The 19,507-nt window shown below is 65.2% G+C and carries 19 protein-coding genes and 1 pseudogene; 7 read left to right on the top strand and 13 right to left on the bottom strand.

What is annotated here, in order from left to right; translation table 11 throughout:
* Nucleotide 1 precedes the first annotated feature (1 nt).
* The 4 genes and pseudogenes from NKF27_RS16125 to NKF27_RS16115 all read left to right on the top strand — a co-directional run bounded on the left by NKF27_RS16125 (nt 2) and on the right by NKF27_RS16115 (nt 2,690).
* Complete coding sequence (locus NKF27_RS16125) at nt 2–1,180, top strand: iron-containing alcohol dehydrogenase (protein WP_185696393.1); 1,179 nt, start codon at nt 2–4, stop codon at nt 1,178–1,180.
* A gap of 124 nt (nt 1,181–1,304) precedes the next feature.
* Nucleotides 1,305–2,039 carry a GMP synthase gene (locus NKF27_RS16120; RefSeq protein ID WP_253553186.1) on the top strand — a complete coding sequence of 245 codons (735 nt, stop codon included), beginning with the start codon at nt 1,305–1,307 and terminating at the stop codon, nt 2,037–2,039.
* A gap of 260 nt (nt 2,040–2,299) precedes the next feature.
* A pseudogene (locus NKF27_RS21255) lies at nt 2,300–2,452 on the top strand (BrnT family toxin); the annotation flags it as partial.
* Entirely contained in the window at nt 2,421–2,690 is a 270-nt protein-coding gene (locus tag NKF27_RS16115) for a BrnA antitoxin family protein (protein WP_108132401.1), read from the top strand. The pseudogene NKF27_RS21255 and the gene NKF27_RS16115, both read left to right, overlap by 32 nt.
* Before the next feature lie 94 nt (nt 2,691–2,784).
* Here the strand turns inward: NKF27_RS16115 and NKF27_RS16110 are convergent, their stop codons facing one another.
* Nucleotides 2,785–4,872, bottom strand: coding sequence for a cation-translocating P-type ATPase (locus tag NKF27_RS16110; RefSeq protein WP_253553184.1), 2,088 nt, complete (start codon nt 4,870–4,872; stop codon nt 2,785–2,787).
* Nucleotides 4,873–5,375: 503 nt separating this feature from the next.
* On the opposite strand from NKF27_RS16110, the gene cadR reads away from it, so the two are divergent.
* Nucleotides 5,376–5,825, top strand: a complete 450-nt coding sequence (cadR, locus tag NKF27_RS16105; RefSeq protein ID WP_045992798.1) for a Cd(II)/Pb(II)-responsive transcriptional regulator — start codon at nt 5,376–5,378, stop codon at nt 5,823–5,825.
* A 143-nt stretch (nt 5,826–5,968) separates the two neighbouring features.
* On the opposite strand, the gene msrA is transcribed toward cadR, so the two are convergent.
* The 11 genes from msrA to NKF27_RS16050 form a co-directional block, all read right to left on the bottom strand.
* The gene (gene msrA / locus NKF27_RS16100) at nt 5,969–6,478 is read right to left on the bottom strand and encodes a peptide-methionine (S)-S-oxide reductase MsrA (protein WP_253553183.1); all 510 of its coding nucleotides are present in this window, start codon (nt 6,476–6,478) and stop codon (nt 5,969–5,971) included.
* Between the two features lie 2 nt (nt 6,479–6,480).
* Complete coding sequence (gene msrB, locus NKF27_RS16095) at nt 6,481–6,927, bottom strand: peptide-methionine (R)-S-oxide reductase MsrB (RefSeq protein WP_045992796.1); 447 nt, start codon at nt 6,925–6,927, stop codon at nt 6,481–6,483.
* 115 nt (nt 6,928–7,042) lie between these two features.
* Complete coding sequence (iadA, locus tag NKF27_RS16090; RefSeq protein WP_253553181.1) at nt 7,043–8,200, bottom strand: beta-aspartyl-peptidase; 1,158 nt, start codon at nt 8,198–8,200, stop codon at nt 7,043–7,045.
* Between the two features lie 61 nt (nt 8,201–8,261).
* The gene (locus tag NKF27_RS16085; RefSeq protein WP_253553179.1) at nt 8,262–9,044 is read right to left on the bottom strand and encodes a transporter substrate-binding domain-containing protein; all 783 of its coding nucleotides are present in this window, start codon (nt 9,042–9,044) and stop codon (nt 8,262–8,264) included.
* 415 nt (nt 9,045–9,459) lie between these two features.
* Nucleotides 9,460–10,221 (bottom strand): transporter substrate-binding domain-containing protein, encoded by a 762-nt coding sequence (locus NKF27_RS16080; protein WP_045992836.1) that lies wholly within the window; start codon nt 10,219–10,221, stop codon nt 9,460–9,462.
* Nucleotides 10,222–10,421: 200 nt separating this feature from the next.
* Nucleotides 10,422–11,153, bottom strand: coding sequence for an ABC transporter permease (locus tag NKF27_RS16075; protein ID WP_108132404.1), 732 nt, complete (start codon nt 11,151–11,153; stop codon nt 10,422–10,424).
* Nucleotides 11,153–11,857, bottom strand: a complete 705-nt coding sequence (locus tag NKF27_RS16070; RefSeq protein ID WP_045992793.1) for an ABC transporter permease — start codon at nt 11,855–11,857, stop codon at nt 11,153–11,155. The genes NKF27_RS16075 and NKF27_RS16070 overlap by 1 nt, the downstream gene beginning before the upstream one ends.
* Before the next feature lie 18 nt (nt 11,858–11,875).
* Nucleotides 11,876–12,646: an ABC transporter ATP-binding protein gene (locus tag NKF27_RS16065; RefSeq protein WP_045992792.1), complete on the bottom strand. Its 771-nt coding sequence runs from the start codon at nt 12,644–12,646 to the stop codon at nt 11,876–11,878.
* 223 nt (nt 12,647–12,869) lie between these two features.
* A complete protein-coding gene (locus NKF27_RS16060) occupies nt 12,870–13,877 on the bottom strand; it encodes a succinylglutamate desuccinylase (protein ID WP_253553173.1) in 1,008 nt (335 codons plus the stop codon).
* A gap of 428 nt (nt 13,878–14,305) precedes the next feature.
* On the bottom strand, nt 14,306–15,325 hold the full coding sequence (locus NKF27_RS16055; RefSeq protein ID WP_253553171.1) for an SMP-30/gluconolactonase/LRE family protein: 1,020 nt from the start codon (nt 15,323–15,325) through the stop codon (nt 14,306–14,308).
* 127 nt (nt 15,326–15,452) lie between these two features.
* On the bottom strand, nt 15,453–16,049 hold the full coding sequence (locus tag NKF27_RS16050; protein ID WP_253553169.1) for a lipocalin family protein: 597 nt from the start codon (nt 16,047–16,049) through the stop codon (nt 15,453–15,455).
* Nucleotides 16,050–16,204: 155 nt separating this feature from the next.
* On the opposite strand from NKF27_RS16050, the gene NKF27_RS16045 reads away from it, so the two are divergent.
* On the top strand, nt 16,205–17,254 hold the full coding sequence (locus NKF27_RS16045; RefSeq protein WP_253553167.1) for a methyltransferase domain-containing protein: 1,050 nt from the start codon (nt 16,205–16,207) through the stop codon (nt 17,252–17,254).
* Between the two features lie 93 nt (nt 17,255–17,347).
* On the opposite strand, the gene NKF27_RS16040 is transcribed toward NKF27_RS16045, so the two are convergent.
* Nucleotides 17,348–18,424, bottom strand: coding sequence for a tartrate dehydrogenase (locus tag NKF27_RS16040; protein ID WP_045991709.1), 1,077 nt, complete (start codon nt 18,422–18,424; stop codon nt 17,348–17,350).
* Between the two features lie 173 nt (nt 18,425–18,597).
* On the opposite strand from NKF27_RS16040, the gene NKF27_RS16035 reads away from it, so the two are divergent.
* Complete coding sequence (locus NKF27_RS16035; protein WP_108132410.1) at nt 18,598–19,503, top strand: LysR family transcriptional regulator; 906 nt, start codon at nt 18,598–18,600, stop codon at nt 19,501–19,503.
* Nucleotides 19,504–19,507 lie beyond the last annotated feature (4 nt).

Raw genomic sequence — 19,507 nt, 5'->3', positions numbered from 1 at the left:
CATGAGCGATATCAGCCGCTACACCACCAGCTGGAACTACCCCTCGGCCATCCTCACCGGCGCCGGTCGGATTCGTGACCTGCCGGCCCAGTGTCGAGAGCTTGGCATGACGGCGCCGTTGTTGATCACCGATCCGGGGCTCGCGGCGCTGCCGATGGTGCGCGAAGTGCTCGATCACTGCGCCGGCGAAGGACTCAGGGCGGGGCTGTTTGCCGAGATCAAGGGCAATCCCACCGGTGCCAACGTCATCGCCGGCGTCGACGCCTTCCGCCAGGGGGAACACGACGGCGTGATCGCCTTCGGCGGAGGCTCCGGACTCGACGCGGCCAAGGCGGTGGCGCTGATGGCCAATCAGCGCGACGGCCTGTCGCTGTGGTCGCTGGAGGACGTTGGCGACAACTGGAAGAACGCCGACGGCGACGCCATCGTGCCGCTGGTGGCGGTGCCGACCACCGCCGGTACCGGCTCGGAGGTGGGACGCGCCTCGGTGATCACCGACGAGGCCGAGCGGGTCAAGCGCATCATCTTCCACCCCGGCATGGTGCCGGCCCGGGTGATCCTGGACCCGACCCTGACCGTGGGCCTGCCCCCTGCGGTTACCGCCGCCACCGGTATGGATGCCCTGTCCCACTGTCTGGAGGCCTGGTGCGCGCCGGGCTATCACCCCATGGCCGAGGGCATCGCGGTGGAGGGCATGCGCCGGGTCCGCGACTATCTGCCCCGGGCCTACGCCCACGGCGACGACCTTGAGGCCCGGCTCAACATGCTGGTGGCATCGAGCATGGGCGCCACCGCCTTCCAGCGGGGGCTCGGCGCCATGCATGCTCTGGCCCATCCACTGGGGGCGCTGTACGACGCCCACCATGGCACCTTGAACGCCATCCTGATGCCCTATGTGCTCAAGGCCAACGAGCGCGCCATCGGTGAGCCCATGGTGCGCCTGTGTCGCTATCTCGATATCCGCCAGCCGGGCACCTCAAGTGCCATCGACTGGGTGCTCGAGCTGCGCGAGCGGCTCGCGATCCCCCACGACCTGGCGGCCATCGGCATCGATGACGCCGAGGCGGTGAAGATCGGCGAAATGGCGGTGGTCGACCCGTCCGCGGCAAGCAATCCCATCGCCTTTACGGCCGAGGACTATCAACGCATCTTCCTGGCGGCCCAGCAGGGCCGGCTATAGCGCTTGATATTAGCGCTTGGAATAGCGCCCGGCCCCGCCCGATGACGTGGCCCTGGCGGCGCCCGGGTCGTCTCTGGCAAGGTGGCCGGCCAGCGTCAAGGGAGTACTGGTGATGGAGAACATCATGCGAATCGGTCTACTGCAGTGCGACGACGTGGCGGCGGAGCTGATCGACGCCCACGGCAACTATCCGGCCATGTTCGAGGCGCTGCTGGCGCCGGCGGCCTTTTCCCTGGGGGTCAGCCTCGAGTGGCAGGTCTACCGCTGCCTGGACGGCGAGATTCCCGATGATGTCGAGGCCGTGGATGCCTGGCTGACCACCGGATCGAAGTTCGGGGTCAACGACGGCCACGCCTGGATCGCCCGGCTTGAGGACTTCGTGCGCGCGCTCTATCGCGCCGAGAAGCCGCTGGTGGGGGTGTGCTTCGGTCACCAGTTGATCGTCAAGGCGTTGGGCGGCGAGGTGATCAAGAGCCCCAAGGGCTGGGGCGTGGGGCTTTCCAACAATCGGGTCGGCGAGCGCGAGCCCTGGATGACCCCCTGGCAGCATGACCTCGACCTGCTGGTCAGCCATCAGGATCAGGTCGAGGCGCTGCCCGAAGGCGCCTCGACCCTGGGCGGCAGCGGCTTCTGCCCCCACTACCTGATCCGCGTCGGCCGCTGCTTTCTCGGCGTCCAGGGCCACCCCGAGTTTCGCCCCGACTACTCCCGCGACCTGATGCACCTGCGCCAGGGCCTGGTCGGGGAAGAACGGGTACGCCAGGGCCAGGCCTCGCTGGCCGGACGCATCGACGACGGCGTGATGGCCGAGTGGATACTGCGCTTTATGCGCGAGGCGATGGCGGTCAGGGAGGGGTGACGAGACGCAAGATGGAGGCCATTATTTGGTGGTGGCAGCCAAGGCACCTGGCAAGCATTAGTTTCGGCAACGAGTGCGTTGTGGGAGAACGAACCTTCTTGTCCTTTTTTTGTCCATACATTTAAAGCATGATCATCGACTTCGATCCGGGGAAGAGCGCTTGGAATGCCAGAGAGCGCGGCCTGCCCTTCAGCGAGGTGTCTCTTTTCGATTGGGAAGGGGCGCTACTGACCGAGGACTAGCGCAACGATTACCCGGAGCGTCGGTTTGTTGCCATCGGGATGATCGGTCAGCGGGTCCACGTGGTGTGTTTCACGCCGATTGAAGGTGGAATTCGCGTCATCAGCTTGAGAAAGGCCAACGCTCGGGAGGTGCGGCGCTATGACAAGGCGACTCACGGACAGGACAGGTGAGGTCAGGGAACTCACCGATGAGGATATCGAACGTATGCGCCCCATGGATGAGGTGTTGCCTGCAAACCTCAAGCGGGCCATCGGGCAGCGGGGGGCGCAACGAACGCCGACTAAGGTGAAGACGTCGATCCGTCTGTCTCGGGACGTCATTGACCACTTCAAGCAGGGCGGCGATGGCTGGCAGCGCCGCATCGACCAGGCCCTGAAACAGTACATTCGAGAACATGGTAGCGATTGAGGTCTGGCCGCCAAATAGCTGGCGGACACGCCAGGCCAGGCCTCGCTGGCCGGACGCATCGACGACGGCGTGATGGCCGAATGGATACTGCGCTTCAATCAAACCGCTGTCTGAGTATCCTCAGTCCGTTGCCCACGACCAGCAGGCTCGAGCCCAGGTCAGCGAACACCGCCATCCACAGGGTGGCGTGGCCGGTCAGGGCCAGGGCCAGGAATACCGCCTTGATGCCGAGCGCCAGGGCGATGTTCTGCACCAGCAGGCGGCGGGTGCTGCGGGCCAGGTCGATCAGCCGCGGCAGACTGGCCGGGTCGTCGTTCATCAGCGCGATATCGGCGGTCTCGATGGCCACGTCGCTGCCCGCCGCGCCCATGGCGATGCCGATATCGGCCCGGGCCAGCGCCGGGGCGTCGTTGATACCGTCGCCGACCATGGCGCACACACCGCGGCGGGACAGCGCGTCCAGGCGCGCCAGCTTGTCCTCCGGCAACAGCTCACCGTAGGCCTCGTCGATGCCGGCTTCACGAGCGATGGCATCCACCCTGGCCTGGGCGTCGCCGCTGAGCATGCTGACGCTCACTCCCTGGCGATGCAGGCGCTCGATGGCTTGGCGGCTGGTGCTGCGCAGGGCGTCCCTGACGGCGAAGTAGGCCAGCAGCCGATCGTCGCGCCCCAGCCAGACGATGCCGGCGTCGTCGTTGTCGGCGTCACCGCTGGTCAGCTGGGCCTGGCTGACCCCCATCTCGCCGGCCAGGCGGGCGTTGCCGAGCCACACCGTCGCACCGCTATCGGCCTCGCTTGCCACCAGACCACGACCGCCGCGCTCCTCGACACCTTCCAGTGACACCGTAGGCTGAGAGCCCAGCCCCTGCACCAGGGCGCGGGACACCGGATGGTTGGAGCGCTCCGCCAGGGCGAGGGCCAGGCGCTGTCCCTCGGCGTCGCCGCTGTCACCGAGCGCAGCTGAGCGCACCAGCCGTGGCTTGCCCTCGGTCAGGGTGCCGGTCTTGTCCAGCGCCAGGTGGGTGACTCGGGTGGCCTGCTCGAGAAAGACGCCGCCCTTGATCAGGATACCCTGGCGCGCGGCGGCACCGAGGCCGCTGACCACCGTTACCGGGGTGGAGATCACCAGCGCGCAGGGGCAGGCGATGACCAGCAGCACCAGGGCGCGGTAGACCCCGTCGAGCCAGGGGCCGAGGCCGAGCAGTGGCCAGCCCAGCGCGACCAGCCCGGCCAGGACGAACACCACCGGGGTGTAGATGGCGGCGAAGCGATCGATGATGCGCTGCGTAGGCGCGCGACGGGACTGGGCTTCTTCCACCGCGTGGATGATGCGCGCCAGGGTGGTGTCATTGGCCCGCCGGGTGACGCGGTAATCGAAGTCGCCGGCCAGGTTGATGGAGCCGGCGTAGACGCTCTCGCCGAGGGAGCGATCACGCGGCAGGCTCTCGCCGGTGATCGGCGCCTCATCCAGGCTAGGGTCACCGCGCACGATCTCGCCGTCCAGCGCCAGACGCTCGCCGGCGTGAACCCTGACCAGATCACCGATGGCGACGTCGTCGGCGTCGATCTCGCGCCACTCGCCGCTGCCAGACTCTCCTTCATCCAGCACCCGTGCCCTGGGCGGGGCCAGGTCGAGCAGTCCGGAGATGGCCTGGCGCGCGCGTGCAAGCGACCTGGCCTCGAGGTGCTCGGCCAGGGTGAACAGCACGATCACCATGGCCGCCTCGGCCCAGTGGCCGATCAGCATGGCGCCGGTTACCGCCACGCTCATCAGCGCATTGATGTTGAGGGTGCCGTGGCGCAGCGCCACAAGGCCCTTTTTCCAGGTGGGAATGCCGACCAGGGCGATGGCGACGATGGCCAGCAGCGGCGTAAGCCAGCCAGCGGTCAGCCCTAGCCAGCCGATGGCCTCGGCGCCCAGGGCCAGAATGCCGGCCAGCGCGAGGCGCCCCCAGGGCGTCGTCGTGGTGCTGCGGGAATCATCGGCGGCGTCGGCGCCTTGGTCATCCTCGAAGCGAGGCGTCATGCCGGTGTCGCGGACACGGGCGGTCAGGGCGTCTCGATCGACACCGTGGTGATGGACGACCAGACGACGCTGCATCAGCTGGAAGCTCAGTGCCTCGACCCCGGGAAGATCGGCCAGCGCCTTTCTGAGCACGCCTTCTTCGGTGGGGCAGCACATCTCGTCGATGGTCAGCGCAAGACGACTGGCCGAAGGGGACGCTTCGCTGCTCTGTGGGGTGTCGGCAGTCTCGGCTGCCCCGCAGCAGGTACTGGTTCCCGCCGGCCTGGTTTCGCTTGTTGTTTCGTCTCTAGTTTCGGTCTTGGTTTCAGTGCGGGGCGTGGCACTGGAGGCGCAGCAACTGCCAGCGCTTGCCGAGCTGGTTTCGCTTACTGTTTCGGTCCTGGCGTCGGAGCCGCAGCAGGCATCTGTGCTTGCCGGTCTTGCATCAACACTGGAATCGCCGTCTGCGCTTCGGTAAGCGCAGCAGCCGGCCTTGCTCGTACTTTTCGCGCTGCGCTCTTCAGGGGAATCTGCCATCTTGGGGGAATCTACCATCCTGGGAACTCCACTCGGGTCTCTGAGTCAGAGTTGACACCCTGTAGTCACTATAGGGTCAAGGGCTGGCACGAGACAGTCGATGCCTGGCCAGAATGGACGGACGTTTGGCGAGAGGAAAACCCATGAAGATCGGCGAGCTGGCAAGACGCAGCGGGGTCAAGGTGGAGACGGTGCGCTACTACGAGCGCGAAGGACTGCTGCCCGAGCCTGCGCGCAGCGAGGGCAACTATCGACTCTATCGTGAGGCCCACGCCGAGCGCCTGGACTTTATCCGTCACTGCCGCGCCCTGGACATGACGCTGGACGAGATCCGCGCGCTGCTGGTCTGTCAGGACGATCCCGAGCAGCCCTGCGAGGAGGCCGACGCCCTGATCGAGGCGCACCTGGGGCACGTCGAGCAGAGGATCGCCCAGCTCTCCAGGCTCAAGGTCGAACTGGAAGGCCTGCGCCGTCGCTGCGCAGGCCAGGGCAAGGTCGGCGAGTGCGGCATCCTCAATGAACTGTCCCAGCCGGTCGATCCCCCCGAGACGCTGGAGCATGCCCACGTCGGTGGCGTCCATCCGCGGCGTTGAGCCCGGCTGGCGCAAGCCCGCGGCTCCCCTTGCAGAGAGCCCGGACAGGACACCAAGGGCCGGACACGACAGCGCCGCCCCGAGGGGCGGCGCTGGTGGGTCCGTGATGCGATGGCCTGGTTGGCGTTGTCAGACGACGCGCATCAGGCCTCTTCGGTGCGCCTGGGCAGTACCCAGTCCTTGCGCGGGAAGTGGCAGGTGTAGCCATGGGGAATGCGCTGCAGGTAGTCCTGGTGCTCGGGTTCGGCCTCCCAGAAATCCCCCACCGGCTCGATCTCGGTGACCACCTTGCCGGGCCACAGACCCGAGGCTTCCACGTCGGCGATGGTGTCGAGCGCTTCACGCTTCTGCTCCTCGTCCACGTAGTAGATGGCCGAGCGGTAGGACATGCCACGGTCGTTGCCCTGACGATTGGGCGTGGTCGGATCATGGATCTGGAAGAAGTACTCCAGCAGCTTGCGATAGCTGATCACGTCGGGATCGAACAGGATCTCGATACCCTCGGCGTGGGTTCCGTGGTTACGATAGGTGGCGTTTTGCACGTCGCCACCGGTGTAGCCGACCCGGGTGTACTCGACCCCTGGCAACTGGCGAATCAGATCCTGCATGCCCCAGAAGCATCCGCCTGCGAGAACTGCGCGTTGTTGTGCCATGTTCAGACCTCCTCGACTTGATTCAGATATTCGCCGTAGCCCTCGGCTTCCATGTCATCGCGATGGATGAACCTGAGCGACGCCGAGTTGATGCAGTAGCGCATGCCTCCCTTGTCCCTGGGGCCGTCGTTGAAGACGTGACCCAGGTGGCTGTCACCGTGGGACGAGCGCACCTCGGTGCGGATCATGCCATGGGACGAATCCACCAGCTCGTTGACGTAGGCCGGCTCGATCGGCTTGGTGAAGCTGGGCCAGCCACAGCCGGACTCGTACTTGTCCGACGAGGCGAACAGCGGCTCGCCGGAGACGATGTCCACGTAGATGCCGGGCTCCTGGTTGTGCAGGTGCTCCCCGGTGCCGGGACGCTCGGTGCCGCTTTCCTGGGTGACCCGATACTGCTCGCGGTTCAGTCGGGCGATGGCCTCGGGTGACTTTTCATAGGTTTTCATGGGCTCTCCTCGTGGGTGGGGGAGACGCAGGCTCGGCGCGATGGCTTGCCATCAAGGTTACACGCCAGCTTGCGGGACCGTAATCAGTCGTGGTGATGGAGAGATCCTTACACGCCTAACGATTCGTGTCACGCCGATGCAGGCATTGGCCCAGCGCCCAGACCTGGTCGATGGCCCAGTCATCGTCGCCGAGCACCAGCAGGTCGGCGTCCTGACCGACCGCCAGACGTCCCTTGCGCTTGAGCCCGAGGGCGTCTGCGGCGTGGGTGCTGGCGAGGCCCACGGCGACCTCCAGGGCGATGCCGTGGTCGTTGACGCACTCGCCCAGTACCTCGAACAGGCTGTCCAGGCGGCCAGCCTCGAGGCCGACGAATCGCCCCTCGGCGTCAAAGCGGGGCAGGGAAGCGTTGGCGTCGGAGGACAGGCTGATGCGCGAAGGGGCGACGCGGGCCTTGAGCGCCCTGGCGGCGGCCTCGGAGGCCGGCACCTCGCCGTCGGCAAGAAGTTCCTGCGTGGTGCTGGTGGTGAAGTCGATCCGCCCGCCGTCCCGGGCGAAGCGCAGGCCATCCTCGAACAGCGCCGCGGTGCGGTTGATGTGGGTCGGCATGAACTGGGCGATGGGCAAGGCCGTGGTGCGTGCTACCTCACGCAGGATCTCCAGGCCACCTTCGGCGTCGCCGGTGTGGATGAAGACGATCCCGGACTTGCCGGCGAGCATTCCTGCGGTGCGGCTCTCGGAGGCCAGCCGAGCAAGCTCATGGGCGCTGGGCTGGGAGCCGCGATGGTCGCTGATGGCGACCTCACCGACGCCGATGAACTCGGGGATATGGACGATATCCTCGGCCACCGAGCCGGTCAGGGTCACCGGCGGCAGCTGGTAGGAGCCGGTGTAGGCGTAGCAGCTCAGGCCGCCGGCGGCGAGCTCGCGCACCTTGCCGAGCAGGTTGGCCGGCGTGCGGGTCAGGGCGTCGGTGCCGAGCGCCCCCACCAGGGTGGTGACGCCGGAGGCGATGGCATCCTCGAGGCGGAGCTCGGGGGTGCGGGTGCCGAAGCCGCCTTCGCCACCACCGCCGGTCATGTGCACCAGCGGATCGACCAGGCCAGGGATGACTCGACGGCCCTCGAGGTCGTGTACCTCGAGGCCGGGAAAGTGTTCATCGACGCTGGCCTCGGGCTCCAGCACCGCCGCGATGCGGCGGTCGGTGATCAGCAGGTGCTTCAGGCCCATCGCGGCAGGGGCGTAGAGGCGGGCATTCTTCAGAAGGGTCAGCATGGCGGCTCCCGAGACAGGGCCGGCCCTGGGGCAGGCCGGCCTGAACGATAAAGGGCAACGTTCACAGTTTGACGTCGTAGCTGAAGTACTCGTTCATGATCTCGTCGTAGGTGCCGTCTGACTTGAGCTCGGCCAGGGCCTCGTTGAAACGTTCGGCGAGTTCACGGTCGCGCTTGCGGAAGGCCACGCCGACGCCCTGGCCGAAGTAGGTCTCGGGCTCCTTGATGAAGTCGCTGATGCGCACGAAGTCGCTCTGCTCGGTATCGATGTCGATCATCGCCTCGGCGATCGGGTAGTCCATGAAGGTCAGGTCCAGGCGGCCGGCACGCAGGTCGGCGACCACGTCGTCGGCACTGGCGTAGCGGCGTACTTCGAGCACATCGCCGTACAGGTCGGTGACGTAGCGATCCTGCAGGGTGGCGCGCTGCACGCCGACGCTCAGGCCCTCGAGGCTGGCCTTGTCGGCGATGTCGATGTCGCGGTCGCGCGGCGTGATCCAGGCGCTCGGGGTGGTGTAGTAGGGCTCGGAAAACAGCACCTGGCGGCTGCGTTCCTCGGTGATCGCCATGGACGACATGATGGCGTCGAACTTGCGCGCCATCAGCGCCGGGATCATGCCGTCCCAGGGCTGCTCGACCCAGGTGCACTGGATCTCGAGGCGCTCGCAGACGGCGTTGCCCAGGTCGATCTCGAAGCCGGTCAGGGTACCGTCGGCGGTCTTGTACTCGAAGGGTTCGTAGGGCACATCGACGGCCAGACGCAGCGGCTCTTCGGCGAGTGATGGGCCTGCGCCGATCATCAGCGCGGACAGGGCGGAGGCCAGCAGAAGGGGGGAACGATTCATGGGGATTTCCTTGGACAAGAGTGAATAACCACAGAGTAGGACCCCTGCAACGATGCATCAGCAGGGAGCTGCCGACAGGCAGGGCAATGTCGCCAGGGGAGGGCGAACAAGCAGAACTTTCAAGGCATTGGAGTATGCGCAGGGGACGCTATTCGTCGAACCATTCGCTCAGGGCAAAGCCATCCAGCCAGGGCGGCCGGGGAAGGGACTCTGCGAAGATGGGGAGCCAGGTCAGGGGCACGAAGATGTCCTGTCGCTTCAAGGTGCTGTCGAGTGTTCTAGCGAGTGCTACAGCAAGTGTTCCAGCGAGTGCCGGTGGTGACACCGGACCCAAGAGGGTCCGGCGCGGTTCCTGCTCGAGGCGTTGGCTCGGGCAGGACTTGTTGCTTCAGCAAGATGCTTATTCAGCAAAGACTTATTCAGCAAAGTACTTGGCATGAATCTCTTCGTAGGTGCCGTTGTCCTTCAGGGTGGCGAGCGCCTCGTTGAAGGCCTTGGCCAGGTCCTCGTCACGCTGACGGAAGGCGATGCCGAAGCCGTCACCGAAGTACTCCTTGGGCTCGGTGATCTGCTCACCGACCACCTTGTAGTCGCCTGCCTCGCTGTCCAGCAGGGTCGACTTGCCGACCGGATAGTCGAGGAAGCCGATGTCGACGCGGCCGGAGTCCATGTCCAGCACCAGGTCGTCGGCGGTGGCGTAGCGGCTGACATCGGCCACGTCGCCGTACAGGTCGGTGACGTAGTTGTCCTGCAGGGTGCCACGCTGCACGCCGATGGTCAGACCCTCGAGGGACTCGACGTCAGGGTTGCCCATCTCCAGGTCGGTCGGGGCGAACCAGGCGGACGGCGGGGTGAAGTAGGGGTCGGAGAACAGCACCTGCTCACGACGCTCGTCGTTGATGGTCATGGAGGACATGATGGCGTCGTACTTGCGCGCCATCAGGCCGGGGATGATGCCGTCCCAGCCCTGAACCACCCACTCGCACTGGATGCCGACTTCAGCACAAAGAGCGTTACCCAGATCGATGTCGAAGCCGGTCAGCTCGCCGTCGGGGGTGCGGTATTCCATCGGCTCGTAGGGCACATCGACGCCGATGCGGATGTCACGAACCTCGGCCTGGGCGGTAGAAGCGAGAACCGCGGTGCCGATCAGGCCAGCGGTAAAGAGCTTGCGCAGTGTCATATAGGTAAACCCTTGTTATTGATAAGCGGGTGTTGATGCGATGGGAGGGCGTCTTGTGGACGCATACCATCACCTTAGCGAATCGGGGCCCTCTCAGGAAGGGCAGGGCGGCAGAAATGAAACGCCAGTTCCCAACGCTTGTTTGACGATAGCGCGACGGCGCCGGAGGCGGTGGCCTCCGGCGTCACGACGGCTTAACCGGAGGCCGGCTTCAAGTGGGCCAGCAGGCGCTTTTCCAGATAGCGGAACAGGTACAGGATGGCGAAGGTCAGGCACAGGTAGATCGCCGCCACGAACAGGAAGGCGTCGAAGGGCGCGTAGTAGCGGGCATAGACGAAGCGAGCCGCACCGGTCAGGTCCATGATGGTCACTACGCTGGCGATGGCGCTGGCGTGGAGCATGAAGATCACCTCGTTGCCGTAGGCCGGCAGCGCCCGGCGGAAGGCGCTGGGCAGCACGATGCGGCGCATCATCAGCGAGTAGCGCATGCCGTAGGCCCTGGCCGCCTCGATCTCGCCACGCGGGGTGGCCTTGATCGCACCATGGAAGATCTCGGTGGTGTAGGCCGCGGTGTTCAACGAGAACGCCACCAGCGCCGGGAAGAACGGCTTCTCCAGCAGTACCCATAGCCAGGTGTCCTGGATGCCCTCGACGAACACCACGCCGTAGTAGATCAGGTAGAGCTGCACCAGCAGCGGCGTGCCGCGGAATACATAGGTGTAGAAGAAGATCGGCATCTTGATCCAGCGGCGCTTGGAACCCCGGCCGATGGCCAGTGGCACCGCGGCGATCAGGCCGACGATCAATGACAGGAACACCAGCTGGACCGTGGTGGTCAGGCCCTCACCGTAGTACGACAGGGTGTCGAGGGTGAAGATGGTGTTGTCGGCCAGCAGTGCTTCGATTGAGGCAAGCAGTGAATCCATCAGTCATGCCCTCCGAAGCCGACGTCGTAGCGCTTCTGCAGTCTGGCGAAGAACCACTCCGAGACGCTGGCGATCAGCAGATAGATGACCGCCACGATGATCATGAACAGGAAGGGCTCGCGGGTGGCCTTGGAGGCCTCCGCGGCGACCCGCACCATGTCGGACAGGCCGATCACCGAGACCAGGGCGGTGGTCTTCAACAGCACCATCCAGTTGTTGGACAGGCCCGGCAGGGCATGGCGCATCATCTGCGGGAAGCGAATACGGCGGAACACCAGGGCGTGGCTCATGCCGTAGGCGCGGCCTGCCTCGATCTGGCCGCTGTCCACCGCCAGAAAGGCGCCACGGAAGGTCTCGCCCATATAGGCACCGAAGATCAGGCCGATGGTCAGGACGCCGGCGACGAACTCGTTGACGTTGATGAAGATGTCGATACCGAAGCGGGCGTACAGCCAGTCGGTGACCATGTTGATGCCGATCTGGCCGCCGAAGAACAGCAGCATCATCAGCACCAGGTCCGGTACGCCGCGGATGATGGTGGTATAGAGGGTGCCCAGGCGGTGGGCCACCCAGTTGCGCGACATCTTGGCGCTGGCGGTGACAAGGCCAAGCCCGATGGCCAGGATCAGTGACAGCACCGCCAGTTCGATGGTGACCAGCGCCCCCTCGAGAAGGCGTGGCCCGTAACCGTGAAGGTCAATCATGGGTCTCTCCTGGCCGCCTCAGCGCTTGGGTGCAAGGAATTGCTTGAGTCGCTCGGAGCTGGGGTTGCCCAGCACCTGGTCGGGCGGACCCGCTTCCTCGACCTGACCCTGGTGCAGGTAGATCACCTGACTGGAGACGTCGCGGGCGAAGGCCATTTCGTGGGTTACCACGATCATGGTGCGACCTTCTTCGGCCAGGTCACGCATGACCTTGAGCACGTCGCCGACAAGCTCCGGGTCCAGCGCCGAGGTCGGCTCGTCGAACAGCATGACCTCCGGGTCCATGGCGAGTGCCCGGGCGATGGCGCCACGCTGCTGCTGGCCACCGGAAAGCTGAGCCGGATAGTAGTCGGCGCGTTCGGCCAGGCCGACCCGCTTTAGCAGGGCGCGGGCGTGTTCGATGGCCTCCTTCTTCGACTTCTTGAGCACGTGGACAGGCGCTTCGATGACGTTCTCCAGAAGCGTCATGTGGGCCCAGAGGTTGAAGCTCTGGAACACCATCGACAGCTTGGCGCGCATCTGTACCACCTGGTTCCAGTCGGCAGGCTCGCGGCCGTGCTTGGTTTCCTTGAAGCGGATCTGTTCGCCGTGGACAAACAGCTCGCCCTCGTTGGGCTGTTCAAGCAGGTTCATGCAGCGCAGGAAGGTGCTCTTGCCGGAGCCGGAGGCGCCGATCAGGGTAATGACGTCCCCCTTGCGGGCCTCGAGAGACAGCCCCTTGAGCACTTCGGTGTTGCCAAAGCGCTTCTTGATATTGCGCACTTCCAGCGGAATTGGTGTATCAGCCATGAATCGGGCTCCAGATAGAATCGGCCGTGCCGGGTGGGCCGGCCGGATGGCGCGGGCTGGCGCGAAAAAAACGGGGGATTCTAACAGGCTTGGAACGGCGCAGCAGACGAAGCTGATCCGAGGGGGTATAGACCTTCGTCGAGTATAGGGGCGGGAGTTGTCATGCGTCTATCTCCAGGTTGTTGTTATGTATATATTTATTGTAAGTAAAAGAGGTGCGGTCTCACGCTGATGTCAGCCTCACCGGGCGCACCAGCAGCGCCGCTCGAGCGCCGAGTTCTACCTTTGCGTTGGGGAACACCACCTTGAGCGGCTCGTCACCGATACGGGTATCGCCGGCCTGGGCGTCACGCGCCACCACGGTACCGGGGGCGAACTCGGTGAAGTTGGGAATGTCATCGGCAAAGCACAGCGCGAAGTCCTCGCTTTCACGGAACACTTCGACAGCCACCGCAAAGCCATCAAGCTGCTGGATCTCGCCCGACTCGGGCAATTGTCCGGCGATCAGCGACTGAATCAGCCGGCCCATGGGTTCAAGTGGCTCGAGATCATTGTGGCCGAACGGCAACGCCTTGCCGAGTTCCAGGGTAAACGCCTGGGCGCCGTGGTAGTGCTTGCTGTAGTGGGAGAAGGTCCAGCTATGCTGATGCTGCTTGAGCGCCGCCTGGATGCCCGCGCCGGCCATCCAGTGCCACTGCTCGCTATCGGTACGAGTCTCGGCGAAAGGGTCCACCACGAAGCGTGGGTAGTGGCTGTCGCGGATCGCGGTGTGCAGGTCGTAGTGCAGCCTTGGCAGCTGGCTGTGGTCGGCGAAGAAGGCATCCACCGCGGCCATCAGCTCACGCGCGCGGTCGGCCTCGTCACCTGGCTGGTCGAGTTCCCGCCGGAACAGTCGATTGAGGTTGGTCTCGACGAAGCGGGTGTTGCGACGAATCGCCTCGAGGTTGCCGAGGATCACCAGCACCGGAGCACCGACAGAGGCAAGCCCTGCCTCAAGGCGCGCCAGGCAATCACCCAGCAGCTCGATCGGCGCGGTCTCGTTGCCGTGGATGCCGACGGACAGCACGCAGGCGCGTGCATCTGCGCCGACGGTGTCCGGGATCAGGCGCAGCAGGCCCGGCCCCTCGATCCGATAGCGGCCGCCTTTTAGCGAGCCTTCCCGGCCCTTGATCGGCCGGTCGGGGGACGACGCATCGGCCTCAAGACTTGCCGTCAGCCACTCAGCCAGCATGGCGACCTCCCGCCAGAGGCGAGGAACAAAGGGAACCTGAGTCGGGTGTCAGAACAAACGTCATCGGGAGTCTTCTTGTTGCCAAGGCATTTATCGAATTCTTGTCGCCGCATCATAGCGAGCCCCCAGGAGGGCCCCGTTGCCTCTCATCGGCCCAGAGCTGGCCCACTACCTACCCACTAGCGACCCTCCGGGCCGACTCGCCAGCCGAGCGGGGGCGAACGGAAACAGGGCAGGGCGTGGCCTGTCAGCGGCCGATGGCCGGGCATTCGATCATCGCTGGAGGCGCGGATGCCGCTTCACCTTCTTAGGCAGCGAGGGACCTCGCAAGAGCGAGCGTCGATCTGGTGAAAACCGGGGGTGCGATAATGAAAGGCCCGGCAGCATTCGCCGCCGGGTTGGAAATGAGTGGCCACAGCGGCAGGCGCCTAGAGACCGCGAGCGCCGGTATAGAGGGTATACAGCGATTGACTGGCGGCCATCAGCAGACGGTTGCGCTTCTCTCCGACGAAGCAGACGTTGGCGCAGACTTCCGGCAGCAGGACGCGACCGATCAGGGTGCCATCCGGAGCAAACACGCTGACCCCATCCTTGCCCTCGCCCCCTGAGGTGCCGACCCAGAGGTTGCCGTCCTCATCACAGCACATGCCGTCGTAGCCCTCGCTGGTGCTTTCCACCAGCCTCTCGGCACCAGCCAGCGTCCTGTTCTCGGCGCTGAAGGTGAATCGCGTGATGGTAGCGGGCTGATCGGGATGGTGCGAAGGGGCGCTATCTGTGACATACAGCGAGCTGCCGTCCGCCCCCAGGGCGATACCATTGGGCTTGTAGAGCTCTGTGGTCAGACGGGTCGGCTCCTGCATGCCGTCCTCCCAGTAGTAGATGGCGGTCTCGAGTTCGAGCGAGCGCTGCTTGCCCTCGTAGTCGGAGTGCGCGCCGTAGCCGGGGTCGGTGAAGATGATGGCGCCGCCGGGCAGGGTGACCAGATCGTTGGGGGCATTGAGTGGCTTGCCGTCGAAGGTGCTGGTCAGCACATGGCGACTGCCGTCCCACTCGTAGCGAACCACCTGGGCCGGTGAGTGTTCGCAGGCGATCAGGCGACCACGATCGTCGAAAGCGTTGCCGTTGGAATGGCCGATATGATCACGCAGCACGCTGACCTGGCCGCTGGCCTCGTCCCAGCGCATCTGCCGGGCCCTGGGGATGTCGCTGAACACGGCGTAGCGACCCACGGCGTTCCAGGCAGGCCCCTCGAGCCAGAGTCCGCCCGTCCATTCCCGTTCCAGCGGGGCGTTGAACAGCATGTACTGCTCGAAACGATCATCCACCACCTGCCAGGCGTCGATCGGATAGCGCTCGGGCGTGGCGGCATGGGCAAATAGCGACGGCGCCGCAGCGGTGGCGCCGATGGCCGCCGTGGCGGCAAGAAACTCTCGTCTTCCCAGTGACATTGCTTGACCTCCATGCAGTGAAAGGGCGACCGAGGTGGTCGCCCTTTCAGCGTATGAGGTGTTCACTGATCTGTATGTTATACATTCTGACGAGGTCAGGCGGCCTGTGGCAGCGTCTGACTATTGCTCAGCCCTGGCGATAGGGCTCGCACTCCTCGCCCTGTTCGACCTCTATCAACTCCTCGACCGGGTAGTCCAGATCCTGTGCGCGCTGGACCAGCGAGCGGTAGGTCGCATCGTCAAGCTGGGGACTTCTGGAGAGGATCCACAGATAGTCCCGGTCAGGTCCGGTGACCAGCGACCATTGTCCGGCGTCATCCAGCGCCAGAATGTTGTAGCTTGCATAGAAGGGGCCGAAGAAGCTCACCTTGAGGCGGCCGACGTTGTCTTCCTCCAGCAGGTAGGCCTTGCCTTCGGCCACGTCGGGCTCGCCCCTGGACAGGTCGACGCCACGGTTGATCACTTGGACGCCACCGTCATCCCGGGTGGCGTAGTCGGCGGTGACGCAGTCGAGCCCTTCCTCGAAGCTGTAATCGAAGCGCGCGATCTCGTACCAGCGACCCAGATAGTCTTCCAGGGCGAAGTCATCGATGGGCTGGGTGCCAGAGGGCAGGCCTGTGCAGGCCGACAGCACCAGCGGGGCGCCAACGGCGGCGAGCAGGGCAGAGCGTCGCGTCGGCTTTCGAGCCGGGGCCGACGAAGGCCGGCGTCCTTGCGTATCCATGAGGGCTCCTGAAGGGTGGCAGGTGGGTGGAAGTCGAGTCACCGCTGGATGTGTTGCACAATTTCCGTACAAGAAGTGTATGTCTTTTTTGCTGCTGTTGTCCAAGAGGCTTCCCGCTTGAGATCGAGCAGCCATAAACGTGCAAGGAGCGCCGCATGACGCTAAAGGGGGCACCAGGAGAGGCCGCGCAGGGAACGGCAGGTAGCCAGCTGGGCCAGCACTATGATGCCAAAGGAAGCCTGCTGGCTCGGCTCGAACGTGCCTTTGTCGAGGCGGGATGCGACCCCGACCATCTGAGTCATGACGAGATGGCCGGTATCGATCAACTGCATCTGGGGGGCAGGGCGGCCAGCCGGCGATTGATGGCCCTGGCGGGGAGGGATGCCGGCCAGCCCCCGAACAAGGGGGACGGTCCTCGCTTGGACGCGTTCGCGGGTGCGGGCACGGGTTCCAGCGGCGCAGCGCGCCTGCTCGATCTGGGCTGCGGTACCGGCGGCGCCAGTCGTCTGCTGGCCCGTGAGCTTGGCTACGAAGTGGTGGGGGTGGATATCACGCCGGGCTTCATCGAGGTCGCGACCTGGCTGAGTCGGGCCTGTGGACTGGAGGACACTACCCGTTTCGTGTGCGCCGATGGTGCCGAGTTGCCGCTGGGGGATGCCAGTGTCGAGGCGGTGTGGTGCCAGCATGCCCTGCTCAATATGCCGGACCTCGCCGCTGTGTTGAGCGAGTGTCGCAGGGTGCTCGCTCCGGGCGGCAGGTTGCTGCTCCACGAGGTGGTTCGAGGCGACAATCCTGCGCCGTTATCGCTGCCGGTGCCCTGGGCGAGAACGCCCGAGCATAGCCGACTGTTGTCCCTGAAGGATCTCGAGCAACACCTCCAGGCCGCCGGGTTTCAGCGCCAGGCACTGGAGGATGTCAGCGCCGAGGCGCTGGCCTGGCGAAGCCATCACCGGCGTCGCGAGCAGGGCGGGGCTGACCGCCGAGCCCATGGTGGCAGCAACACGGACCAGGCGCAGCCGCCCAGGCAGGAGGGGGGCGAGTCGTCACCTCAGGCGTCAGGACCTGCTGCCCGTCCTCCCATTCGTCCCCGCTTGCCTGGTCCTGCGCTGATCTTTGGTGAGGTCTTCTTGGAGATGGGCCGTAACCTGCTCGACAACCTCGGCGACGACCGGGTACGGGTGTTTCAGGGGGTGTGGCGGCGTTAGCGGGACGCTATCCGCCCGGTAGCGATCGATACCGGGCGGGGGTTCGCTGTTTCAGGTTCAGGTTCAGGTTCAGGCTCAGGCTCAGGCTCAGGTTCAGCCCTGGGCGATACGCTCGCTGATCGCGGCGCCCAGACGCTCGGTGGTGCCGTTGCCGCCCAGGTCCGGGGTCAGCACTTCGCTGTCGCCGTCTTCCAGCACCGCCTCGATGGCGGCCAGGATGGCGTCACCGGCGTCCTTGTGACCCAGGTGTTCGAGCATCATGGCGCCGGACCAGATCTGGCCGATGGGGTTGGCGATGCCCTTGCCGGCGATATCCGGGGCGCTGCCGTGAACCGGCTCGAACAGGCTCGGGAAGGTGCCTTCGGGATTGATGTTGGCCGAGGGCGCCACGCCGATGGTGCCGGTGCAGGCGGGCCCCAGGTCGGAAAGAATATCGCCGAACAGGTTGGAGGCCACCACCACGTCGAACCAGTCCGGATGCATGACGAAGTTGGCGGTCAGGATATCGATGTGGAACTTGTCCACCTCGACGTCGCCGTACTGCTTGGCCATCTCGGCCACACGGCTGTCCCACCAGGGCATGGTGATGGCGATGCCGTTGGACTTGGTGGCCGAGGTCAGCTTCTTGCGCGGGCGGCTCTGGGCCAGGTCAAAGGCGTACTTGAGCACCCGGTCGACGCCGTGGCGGGTCATCACCGTTTCCTGGATCACCACCTCCCGGTCGGTGCCCTCGAACATGGTGCCACCGACGCTCGAGTATTCGCCTTCGGTGTTCTCGCGGACCACGTAGAAGTCGATGTCGCCGGGCTCGCGACCGGCCAGCGGGCTCTTGATACCCGGCAGCAGGCGGCAGGGGCGCAGGTTGACGTACTGGTCGAACTCGCGGCGGAACTTGAGCAGCGAGCCCCACAGCGAGATGTGATCCGGTACCTTTTCGGGCCAGCCGATGGCGCCGTAGAAGATCGCATCGAAGTCGATCAGCGTCTCGCGCCAGTCGTCCGGCAGCATCTTGCCGTGCTCGAGGTAGTAGTCGCAGCAGGCGAAGTCGAAGGTCTGGGTATCCAGGTCGATAGCGAAGCGCTTGGCGGCAGCCTCGAGGGCGCGCACGCCCTCGGGCATGACTTCGGTGCCGATACCGTCACCGGCGATGATGGCGATGCGATGGGCCATGAAAGCTCCTTGATCCTGTCTGCTGGCGTGTAGAGGGTGCCTCGCGCAGCGGCCACGATTGTGCTTGGTGTGAAGGGTGGCGGCGGCAAGGTGTAAGGTCAGTCTAGCTCTTTACAGCGAGGCGATAATGGGGCTCGATGGCAATTCATTGTTGATCTCAAGTGGAGAAAAGGGTGGCGTCACTCGATGATCTGGCGTTCTTTCGTCAACTGGCCCAGGCCGGCAACTTGACCGCCACTGCACGCGAGCTGGGGCTGTCGCTGTCGGCGGTCAGCAAGCGCCTGAAGCAGCTGGAGGCGCGGCTCGGGGTGGAGCTCGCCACGCGTACCACCCGGCGGCTTACCCTGACCGCCGAAGGTGAGCGTTACCTGGCAAGGGGGGTAGCGCTACTGGATGAGCTGGCCGAACTGGAAGAGAGCCTGGGCGAGGATCGCGAGGCGCTGGCGGGGCCGCTGCGGCTCAACGCGACCTTCGGTTTCGGCCGTCGCCATGTGGCGCCCTTGCTGTCCGAGTTCTGTGCCTTGCATCCGGGCATCGAGGCGTCACTGGAACTCTCGAACTTTCCCGCGCCATTGGTGGAGGGCGTGGATCTGGGCATCCGGATTGGCGAGCCCCCCGACTCGCGCCTGGTGGCCCGCCGTCTGGTGGCCAGCCGACGTGTTGCCTGCGCCTCTCCCGACTATATCGAGCGCTGTGGTCGGGCCGAGACTCCCCAGGCGCTGCAGCGCCACGCCTGTCTGGTACTGCGGGAGAATGACAGCGATTTTGCGCTGTGGCGATTCGTCGACGCCGACGGTGTCGAGACGTCGGTCAAGGTCGGCGGGCGCCTTACCAGCAATGACGGTGAGGTCATCAAGCGACTGGCGCTCGATGGTCACGGGGTGATGCTGCGCTCCTGGTGGGACGTTCACGATGAACTGAAGGAGGGGCGCCTTGTCAGCCTGCTGCCGGGCTGGCAGGGGGTGCGTGCCGACTTCTTCGCGGTCTACGCCCAGCGCCGGCACGTCCCCGCGCGCTTGCGTGCGCTGGTCGACTTCCTCGCTCGGCGCCTGGCGGCCAGGATCCCGTCACTCGATTGAACGA

It is taken from the genome of Halomonas sp. DN3, from assembly GCF_024137905.1.
In the GTDB taxonomy this organism is placed as follows: domain Bacteria; phylum Pseudomonadota; class Gammaproteobacteria; order Pseudomonadales; family Halomonadaceae; genus Halomonas; species Halomonas litopenaei.
This window is presented reverse-complemented; position numbering and strand designations above follow the sequence as displayed.